Here is a 10,119-nt window from a genome sequence, read left to right on the forward strand (position 1 = left end):
CCCCTAATCTTCACCCCGACCGGACTTCGGCGATATTGTCCGGTACGACTCGAAAGGGAATTCGCGTCGCGGCCACGGTGCCCCAGGTCCCCCGTGTCGCGTAGGGGGGTGCGCCTCCGATTAGGGGTTGTGGGGGGAGTAAGGGGTCGCGAAGCATGGGTACCGAGACGACGGAGCCCAAGAGTCGCAGTCCGATGGTCACTTGTAGCACGAAAGGTTCTATTGTGAGTGCCAACCGCGTTGACGAGAACCTGTGGGTCCGCCAGTTCCACCCGGCGCCGACCGCGGCCACCAGGCTCGTCTGCCTCCCACACGCCGGTGGATCCGCCTCGTACTTCTTTCCGGTCTCCAAGGCCCTCGCCCCGGGGGTCGACGTTCTCGCCGTCCAGTACCCCGGGCGGCAGGACCGCCGCCATGAGGCGTGCATCGACGACATCTCCGAGCTGGCCGACGCCGTGACGGCCGAACTGCTGCCGCTGGCCGACCGGCCGCTGGTGCTTTTCGGCCACAGCATGGGGGCCAGTCTCGCCTTCGAGGTGGGCGTGCGGCTGGAGAAGGAGGGCATCGTGCCCCTGGCGCTGTTCGCCTCGGGCCGGCGCGCTCCGTCCCGGCACCGTGTCGAGACCGTTCACCTGCGCAGCGACGACGAGATCATCGCCGAACTCAAGGCGCTGAGCGGGACGCAGTCCGCGGTGCTCGCGGACGAGGAGATCCTGCGGATGGTGCTCCCGGCCATTCGCAGCGACTACAAGGCGGCCGAGACGTACCGTCACACCGACGGAGCGCGGCTGGCGGCGCCGATCCAGGCGCATTTCGGGGTGGACGATCCGCGGGTCAGTCGCGACGAGGCGGCGGCCTGGGCGGATCACACGAGCAGCGGGTTCGAGCTGGCGAGCTATCCCGGCGGGCATTTCTACCTCAATGAGCAGGCGCCCCGGGTCATCGAGGCGATCGCTCGCGTGACCTCCACCGCTGTGGCGTAGCCAATTCCCGGTCCGGGTATTTCCATCTCTCACTTCCCCTCTTACTTCATTCTTATTCAATCTTCATTTTCCTGATCATCCAGGCATGCGTGACGGTTGGCCTAATCTTGACCAAACCTGTCCGAATATTTTCGCATGTTGACATTTTCGATGATCCGATGATTGAATGTAACGGATTTTTGGCGTTTATGGAGAGGTGAACTGCCGAAGAAAGGAATTCCTCCCGCTATGCGCCACGGCTTCTGAATTGTTCTGATCGATACGGGGTGTTTTACAATTCATGGTGCTGAATGGGCGAGCCCAGGAAAAATACCGATTGCTCGCAGCCTTTTCTTCGGTTCAGGCCACCGGTAGATCGCGGACGGTGCTCGTCGAGGCGTCGGCGGGCTGCGGCAAGACCGAGCTTCTCGGGGAACTGGTACGGCATGTGGAGTCACTCGGTCTGACCGTGTTGCACACCACGGCCATCGAGGAGGAGAGGGACAACCCTCTCAGCGTGATCCACAGCCTCGTCAACGGGGCCCCCTTCCCGGACGAACTGGTGCGGCGATTCCACACGATGGGTGACGCCGCGGCGGGCCGGATCGCGGCCGAGCGCCGCGACGAGACCCGCCGGGACGCCGGCTGGTACGAGCTGATGCGGATGTTCTGCACGGAGGTCCGCTCGCTCGCCCGGCGCGAGCCCGTTGTGGTGGCGGTCGACGACGTCCACCACGGCGACGCCGACTCCCTGCGCCAGCTGCTGCACCTGGCCCGGCACTGCTGCAACGTCCCGGTGCTGCTGGCGTTCACCAGGCCGCTCGTCGGCGGACCGGCGGGCTCCGGCTTCGGCGCCGAGCTGCTCAGGCAGCCGAACCTCGACCGGATCCGACTCTCCAAGCTCGACCTGCGCGGCGTCGGCGACTTCCTCGCCGAACAGGGGTACCCGGGCGCCGGCGCCGACCTGGCCGAACGCTGCTTCGCGATCAGCGGGGGCAACCCGCTGCTGCTGCGCGCGCTGCTGGAGGACACCCGGCTGGACGCCGAGAGCTCCGCCGACGGCCCCGTGGTCGTGCTGCCGAGGGCCGGGCAGGCCTACGGCAAGGCCGTCGTCACCTGTCTGGACCGCAGCGGCGAGAAGGTGCGCGAGGTCGCCGCCGGGCTGGCCGTGCTCGGCCGGGCGTACACCCACGACCTGCTCTCGCGTCTGCTCGACATGTCGGCCGCCGAACTCACCGAGAACCTCCAGGCCCTGTGCGGCGCCGGCATCGTGTCCGGCACGTCCTTCCAGCACCCGGCCGCCAAGAGCGCCGTCCTGGACTCCCTGGAACCCTCGCACCGGCTCGCACTGCACCAGCGCTCCGCGGGGCTGCTGCACGCCTTCGGCGCCGCGCCCGCCGTGGCGGCCGAACACCTCCGCAAGGCGGGACACGCCGACGGCGCCTGGGCGGTCGGGGTGCTCGAACAGGCCGCGGAACAGGCGCTGCTGGAGGATCGGGCAGGCCGTGCCGTGTCCTATCTCGAACTGGCCCACGCCGCCAGCGAGGACCCGCTGTCCCGCGCCGAGATCAAGATCAGGCTCGGCTCGGTCGCCCGGCGGATCAGCGTCACCGACGCCGAACGCCATGTCGACGACGCGCTGCGGGTGCTGCGCACCGGCCGGCTCGACCCCTCGGACGCGGGCGGGCTCGGCGAACTGCTGCTGGCCCACGGCCGGCTGGAGCAGGCGCGCACCCTGCTGGGGCACGTGCCTCCGCAGTCCACCGACGAGGCCAGGATCCGGGACCGGATCGCCGAGGTCCCCGACGGCCGGCTGCGGCGTCGGACCTGGCACCTGGGGGGCTGGTCGGCCCGGCTCGGCGGCTCGCGCTCCGGCCAGCGGTCCCAGCGCGTCGCCGCCACCGAGGGCATCCTGGAGATCACCCAGCTGACCGACGCCACCTTCGACCTCGTCGTCGACGCCATCTGGACGCTGCTCGCGCTCGGCGCGGTGGAGCGGGCCCTGCACTGGTGCGACACCTTTCTGCGGGAGTCGGCGGCGCGCAACGCACCCGGCTGGGAGGCGGCCTTCGCCGCCGTCCGCTCCGAGGCGGCCCTGCACGGCGGCGGTCTGGCCGAGGCCGAGCGGGACGCGAAGCGCTGCCTGGCGCTGCTGCCGGACCGGTACCCCTCGGCCCTGGAGGCGGCGGCGATCGCCCGCCTGGTGACCGTCCAGATCGCCCGGGGCGACCACGCGGCGGCGGCCCGGCTGCTCAGCCGCCCGGTGGCGGAGTCCCTGCCGGACACCGTCCACTGGCTGCACTATCTGCGCGCCCGCGGCCTGTACTACCTGGCCACCCGTCAGTACGACTCGGCCCTGCGGGACTTCCACGAGGTGGGCCGGGTCGCCGAGCGGTGGGACACGGACTGGCCCGCCCTGCTGCCGTGGCGCACCGACATCGCCGAGGTGCTGCTGCGCCTCGGCGAACGGGAGCAGGGGCAGCGGCTGGCCACCGAGCAGCTGGCGCTCGTCCAGCAGGGCGCACCGCGCGTGCGGGGCATCTCGCTGCGCCTCCAGGCGCTCGCCGCGAAGCCCGGCGCCCGGCTCCCCCTGCTGAACCGGGCCGTGGTGGAGCTGAACCGGGCCGACGACCCGCTGGAACTGTGCCGCACCCTGTTCGACCTGGCCGACGCCTACCGGCAGGCCCGACAGACCAGACAGGCGGCGATGGCGCTGCGCCGGGCGCGACTGCTCTCCAAGAGCTGCGGGGCGGAGCCGCCCCGGGACCGGATCGGCTCGCACGACCCGACGGAAGAGCCGGTGCAACGGCTCTTCACCGAGGGCGAGGGCGAGGGCGAGAGTGCGGGCGGCGGTGGGAGCCGGGACCGGGAGTCCCGGCCGTCCACCGGCTGGGAGCATCTGAGCGAATCCGAGCGCCGGGTGGCGAGCCTGGCCGCCGACGGCTGCACGAACCGGGAGATCTCCGGCCGGCTGCACATCACGATGAGCACGGTGGAACAGCATCTGACGCGTGTTTACCGAAAGCTGAACATAAATGGACGTGAAGAATTGATGTCAGAAGTCCGGACGGGTGTACGGGTTTGATTTCCCCTTTACCGATCGAGCCTTTCGGGAGTTCTTTCATTAGGGGGGTTCGGATTTTATAGGGGTTGGGGAGAAGGGTGGTTCCGGATAGCCTCGAATCGATCGAACAATCAGTCGAGTCGGGGGTAAAAAGTGGAACTGGTGGAGCGGGCCGAGGAAATGGCGTTGCTCACGAACATGCTGGCCCGGACCACGAGCGGCGAGGGCGGTGTCATTCTCCTCGACGCGGGGCCCGGAGTCGGCCGGACGGCATTGCTCGACGAGTTCCTGCGCCGGGCCGCCGCAGCCGGCGCCCGGGTGTGCGCGGCCACCGGATCGTCCGCCGAGAGAGACGTCGAGTACGGCATCGTCGACCAGCTCTTCCCCCCGGACGGCGGTCTGAGCGCCGGACCGCGGCTCGCGCGGGCGCTCGGCCGGGGCGCGGCCGACACCGGGTCAGGCCCAGACCCGAGCACTCTGTTCGACGCCCTGTGCCAGGAGTTCCGGCAGGGGCCGGTGGTGATCGCCGTCGACGACGCCCAGTTCGCCGACGCGGCCTCCCTGCGGTTCCTGCTCCACCTCGTACGCCGGCTGCGCACCGCCCCCGTGGCGATCGTGCTCACCGAACCCACCGGGCCGGACTCGCTGTCCCCGTCCTTCCAGGCCGAACTCCTGCGCCAGCCCCAGTGCCGGCGGCTCGGACTGCTGCCGCTGTCCCGGGCCGGCGTCGCCCGGGTGATCGCGCCCCAGGTGCCCGCCGCCGAGGCGGCAGGGCTGGCCGCGGACTTCCACGCCGTCAGCGGCGGCAACCCGCTCCTCGTCCAGGCGCTCGTCGCGGATCGCCGCGACGCCCACCGGCTGGACCCGGAGTCCGCCTCCGCCCAGCCCGCCACCGGAGTGGCCTTCGCCAAGGCGGCCCTCGCCTGGGCCTACCGCGACGACCCCGTCCTCTTCGACGTCGCCTGCGGGTTCGCCGTGCTCGGCGGGTCGGCGACCCCCTCCCTCGTCGCCTGTCTCGTCGACCGGGGCGCCGACGCCGTCGCCCGGGTCATGACCGCAATGGACACGGCCGGACTGCTGGACGGCGGAACCCTGCGCGGCACCGTCGTCGGCCGCGCCCTGCTGGCACACGTCGACGTGGAGACCCGGGCCGAACTGCACCGGCGTGCCGCCGGACTGCTGCACGCCGACGGCGCGCCCGCGACCGTCGTGGCCCGCCATCTGCTCGCCGCCCCCGTCGTCGAGCCATGGGCCTGCCACACCCTGCTCACCGCCGCGGAGCAGGCCATGCGGGACGACGAGAACGAGTTCAGCCTCGACTGTCTGCGGCTGGCCGGACAGAACGCCGCCACCGAACACGACCACGCGGCCGTCGTCATGGCCCGGGCCCGGATCGGCTGGGAGATCGACCCCCGGCTGGTCGGCCCCTGGCTCGACGAACTCGTCGACGCGCTCGAACAGGGCAGCCTGCGCAGCGCGGACGCCGCCTGGATCGTCCGGCATCTCGCCTGGCAGGACCGGTTCCCGCAGGCCGCGGAATGTCTGCGCGCCCTCACCGAGCAGGCCGGCCGGGGCGCACCCGGCGCGGCAGCCGAACTCCACGTCGTCCGGCACTGGTTGCGGCACACCTGCCCGCCGCTGGACCCGGGCGCCCCGGACCTCGGGATGCCGCGCACCCCGCAGCCCCGGCGGATGAGCCCCGCCGCGTACGCCTCCGAAGTGCTCGGCCAGGTCCTCACCGAGGGGCCCGGCGAGCACGGCATCGGCATGGCCGAGGAGATCCTGCGGGGCTGCCGGTACGGCGAGACGGCCGTCGAGGCCCTGGAAGCGGCGCTGTTGGCGCTGCTCTACGCGGGCCGCCCCGACCGGGCGCTGCACTGGTGCGACGCACTGCTGACCCAGGCCGGCGACCGCTCCACCGGCACCTCGATGGCGATCCTCTCCGGCGTGCGGGCCGAGATCGCGCTACGGCACGGCGCACCGCACAGCGCCCAGGAGCACGCGCGCAGCGCCCTGTCGGCCATCTCACGGTCCGGCTGGGGAGTGGCGATCGGCTCTCCGCTGGCCACCCTGGTGCAGGCCGCCACGGAGTCCGGCATGAGCGGGGCGGCGGGGGCCTGGCTCAACCAGGACGTGCCCGAAGGCATGTTCCAGACCCGCCACGGACTGCTCTACACACACGCCCGGGGCCACTACCATCTCGCCGTCGACCGACCCGCCGCCGCCCTCGACGACTTCCTGACCTGCGGCGACCTCGCGAAGCAATGGGGCATGGACGTGCCCACGTTCCTGCCCTGGCGCACCTCGGCGGCTGAAGCGCACCTCGCCCTGGGCAGCACCGGCCAGGCGCGCACGCTGATCCGGGAACAGCTGGCCCGGCCCGGCGGATCCACCCCACGGGCCCGGGGCGTCTCCCTGCGACTGCTGGCCGCCACGAGCGAACTCGGCCAACGGCCCGCCCTGCTGCGCGAGTCGGTCAACCTGCTGGAGAACTGCTCGGACCCCATGGAGCTCATCCGCGCCCTGGCCGACCGCTGCCAGGTCCTGCATGAGGTCGGCGCGCCCGCGAAGGCGCGGACGACCGCACGCCACGCCAGGAACGTCGCCGACGCCTGCGGCGGGCACGCGCTGTTCCGCAAGCTCTTCAAGGACGAGATCCCGGAGGACTCGGTCGCGTCCGACGACCTCGACGACGCGGACCGGGGCTCGGCGAGCCTGACGGCGGCGGAACGGCGGGTCACGGCCCTGGCCGCCCTCGGGCACTCCAACCGGGAGATCGGCCGCAAGCTGTTCATCACCAAGAGCACCGTCGAACAGCACCTCACCCGCGCCTACCGCAAACTCGGCGTCCGCAACCGCACCGACCTGGGCGACCTCCTGGCCGGCACGAACCTCGCGGCCACGGGATAGGCGCCCGGCCGGCGGCGTGAGAACTCGGACAGCGGCTGCGGCCAGGTCCGGGGCGGCCGGACAGACGGAGAGCGTGGCCGTCCGTTCGGGACGCGGCGCCGATCGCCGCCCGGTCGGGACGGTCGCGTCCACGGCGGCCGGATGTCACGAGGCCGCTCACCCGGGGGTCGCCCCGCCGTCTTCGCCGACACCCGGGTCCCTTCGTACTCAACCAGCGGAAGACCGACAAGAGGAGACCCTGTCCATGACATCCCCGTACCCCCTGACCGTGCCGGCCCCCCGTGAGGCCGGCTGTCCCCTCGACGTGCCGCGGGCTTACCGGCAGGCCGCGCAGCAGGGCCCGGCCGTGAAGATCGGGAGCCCCGACGGCTCGGAGTGCTGGCTGATCACGGACCACTCGGCGGCGCACGTGGTGCTGGGGGACCGGCGCTTCAGCTCGGACCCCATGCTGGCGAACTTCCCGCTCATGTCCGACGAACTCCGCAAGATGATCGGGGAGTCCCGCAAGTCCACCGCGGAGGTCGACGACCAGGAAGCCGTCCGGCGCCGGAGGATGCTGGCCGCGGAGTTCAAGGCGAAGAACGTCGAGGCGCTGCGCCCCCGGATCCAGAGCATCGTCGACGAGACCCTGGAGGAGATGATCGCCGAGGGCGGTCCGGCCGACCTGGTGTCCCGCTTCGCGGTCCCGGTGCCGTCCGCGGTCATCTGTCTCCTGCTCGGCGTCCCCTACGGCGACCGCGAGTTCTTCATGGGCCGCAGTCACATCATGCTCGACCTGAAGGCCGGTCCCGAGGCGATGATGAAGGCCCGCCTCGAACTCATGGAGTACATGAACCGCCTCGTGGCCGACAAACAGCGGGAGCCGGACGACGCGCTCATCAGCCACCTGCTGACCGGGGGTGAACTGGCCGCCGACGAAGTGGCGGGCACCGCGCTGCTGTTGCTGATCGCCGGCCACGAGACGATGTCCGGCACGCTCGCCCTGTCGACGCTGGCGCTGCTGGGCGACCCCGACCAGCTGGCCCTGCTGCGCGAGGACCCCGGGCTGGTCAAGGGCGCCGTGGAGGAACTGCTGCGCTACGTCACAGTCGTGCAGAACGGCGTGGGGCGGGTGGCCCTGGAGGACGTGGAGATCGGCGGTCAGACGATCAAGGCCGGGGACGGCGTGCTGTGCATGATCTCCCTGGCGAACCGGGATGAAGCGGTCTTCCCACGAGGAGAGGAACTGGACCTGACGCGCGACGCCCGCGGCCACCTGACCTTCGGCTTCGGGATCCGCCAGTGCGTCGGTCAGTCCCTGGCCCGCGCCGAGCTCCAGATCGCCCTGGAGACCCTGCTGCGCAGACTGCCGGAGCTGCGACTGGCGGTTCCCGTGGAGGAGTTGAGGTTCCGCGACGGCTTCGGCTCCTTCGCAGTGGAGGAGCTGCCGATTCTCTGGTGAACGGGCGTAGACGTCGGCCCGAGCGGTGGCACGCCTGACCGGTGAGCCGCCGCTCGGGCCGTCTCGGCCCCTGCGCCCGCGAAGGCCGGCAGGTGCGTGAACTGACGGAGCGTGTGCCGGATCCCGGCTAAGGGGTCTGGTAGTGGTTGAGGACAGGGGTGGGGCGGCGGGACAGTCGGGGAGCGTGGCGGGGGCCTGGCGGCCTCGGGACGCCCGTGGACACCGGGACCGGTGCGGAGCGTGGCCGTCCGTTCGGGACGCGGCGCCGATCGCCGCCCGGTCGGGACGGTCGCGTCCACGGCGGCCGGATGTCACGAGGCCGCTCACCCGGGGGCGCTCCGCCGTCTTCGGCGACGCCCGTCGACCCCGGTCCGTGGTGTCCCTTCGTACGCGACCAGTAGCAGACCGACAAGAGGAGAGCCTGCCATGACATCCGCGCATCCCCTGATGGTGCCGGCCCCCCGTGAGGCGGGCTGCCCCTTCGACCTGCCGCAGGACTACCGCAAGGCCGCGCAGCAGGGCCCGGCCGTGAAGGTCGGCACGCCCAACGGTTCGGAATGCTGGCTGATCACCCACCACGAGGCGGCGCACGCGGTGCTGGGCGACCGGCGCTTCAGCTCGGACGCCATGCTGCCGAACTTCCCGCTCATGTCCGAGGAACTCCGCAAGATGGTCAGCGAGTCCCGCAAGTCCACCGCGGAGATCGACGACCAGGAGCACATCCGCCGGCGCCGGATGCTGACCGCGGAGTTCAAGGCGAAGACGGTCGAGGCCCTGCGCCCCCGGATCCAGAGCATGGTCGACGAAGTCCTGGACGAGATGACCGCCGACGGCTCCTCCGCGGACCTGGTGTCCCGCTTCGCGCTCCCCGTGCCGTCCGCGGTCATCTGCCTGCTGCTCGGAGTCCCCTACGGCGATCACGAGTTCTTCATGGAACGCAGCCACGTCATGCTCGACTTCAACGCGGGCCCCGAGGCGATGATGAAGGCCCGCCTCGAACTCATGGAGTACATGAACCGCCTCGTGGCCGACAAGGAGCGCGAGCCCGACGACGCGCTCATCAGCCACCTGCTGACCGGCGGTGAACTGGCCGCCGACGAAGTGGCCGGCACCGCACTGCTGTTGCTGCTCGCCGGTCACGAGACGACGTCCAGCATGCTCGCCCTCTCGACGCTCGCCCTGCTGCGCAACCCCGACCAGCTGGCCCTGCTGCGCGAGGACCCCGCACTGATCAAGGGGGCCGTGGAGGAGCTGCTGCGCTACCTCACGATCGTGCAGAACGGCGTGGGACGCGTGGCCCTGGAGGACGTGGAGATCGGCGGACAGACCATCAAGGCCGGGGACGGCGTGCTGTGCATGATCTCCGTCGCCAACCGCGACGAAGCGGTCTTCCCGGGCGGCGGGGAACTGGACCTGACGCGCGACGCCCGCAGCCATCTGAGCTTCGGCTTCGGCATCCACCAGTGCGTCGGCCAGTCACTGGCCCGCGCCGAGCTCCAGATCGCCCTGGAGACCCTGCTGCGCAGGCTGCCGGAGCTGCGGCTGACGGTCCCCGTGGAGGAGCTGCGGTTCCGTGACGGGGTGGGCTTCTACGGCGTCGAGGAGTTGCCGGTCGCCTGGTGAACGGGCGGTGCCGGAAGGGCGAGCGGCGGTGCGGCCGGGTCGGTGCGCCGCCGCTCCGGCATGCCCGGACGAGACCCCTTCGGCCATGGCCCCTACCCGGCCTAAGGGGTCGGGTAGTG

Annotated in this window: 5 protein-coding genes; all 5 read left to right on the forward strand. The window is 71.3% G+C overall.

The features are described from left to right. Positions 1–224 precede the first annotated feature (224 nt). Complete coding sequence (locus ABZ725_RS04680; RefSeq protein WP_358801277.1) at positions 225–983, forward strand: alpha/beta fold hydrolase; 759 nt, start codon at positions 225–227, stop codon at positions 981–983. 280 nt (positions 984–1,263) lie between these two features. Further along, a complete protein-coding gene (locus tag ABZ725_RS04685) occupies positions 1,264–4,047 on the forward strand; it encodes a LuxR C-terminal-related transcriptional regulator (RefSeq protein WP_358801278.1) in 2,784 nt (927 codons plus the stop codon). A gap of 141 nt (positions 4,048–4,188) precedes the next feature. Continuing rightward, positions 4,189–6,936, forward strand: coding sequence for a LuxR family transcriptional regulator (locus tag ABZ725_RS04690; protein WP_358801383.1), 2,748 nt, complete (start codon positions 4,189–4,191; stop codon positions 6,934–6,936). A 244-nt stretch (positions 6,937–7,180) separates the two neighbouring features. Beyond that, positions 7,181–8,377 carry a cytochrome P450 gene (locus ABZ725_RS04695; RefSeq protein WP_358801279.1) on the forward strand — a complete coding sequence of 399 codons (1,197 nt, stop codon included), beginning with the start codon at positions 7,181–7,183 and terminating at the stop codon, positions 8,375–8,377. Positions 8,378–8,803: 426 nt separating this feature from the next. After that, complete coding sequence (locus tag ABZ725_RS04700; protein WP_358801280.1) at positions 8,804–10,000, forward strand: cytochrome P450; 1,197 nt, start codon at positions 8,804–8,806, stop codon at positions 9,998–10,000. The last annotated feature ends 119 nt before the right edge of the window (positions 10,001–10,119 follow it).

It is taken from the genome of Streptomyces sp. NPDC006872, assembly GCF_040635845.1.
Taxonomy (GTDB): Bacteria; Actinomycetota; Actinomycetes; order Streptomycetales; family Streptomycetaceae; genus Streptomyces.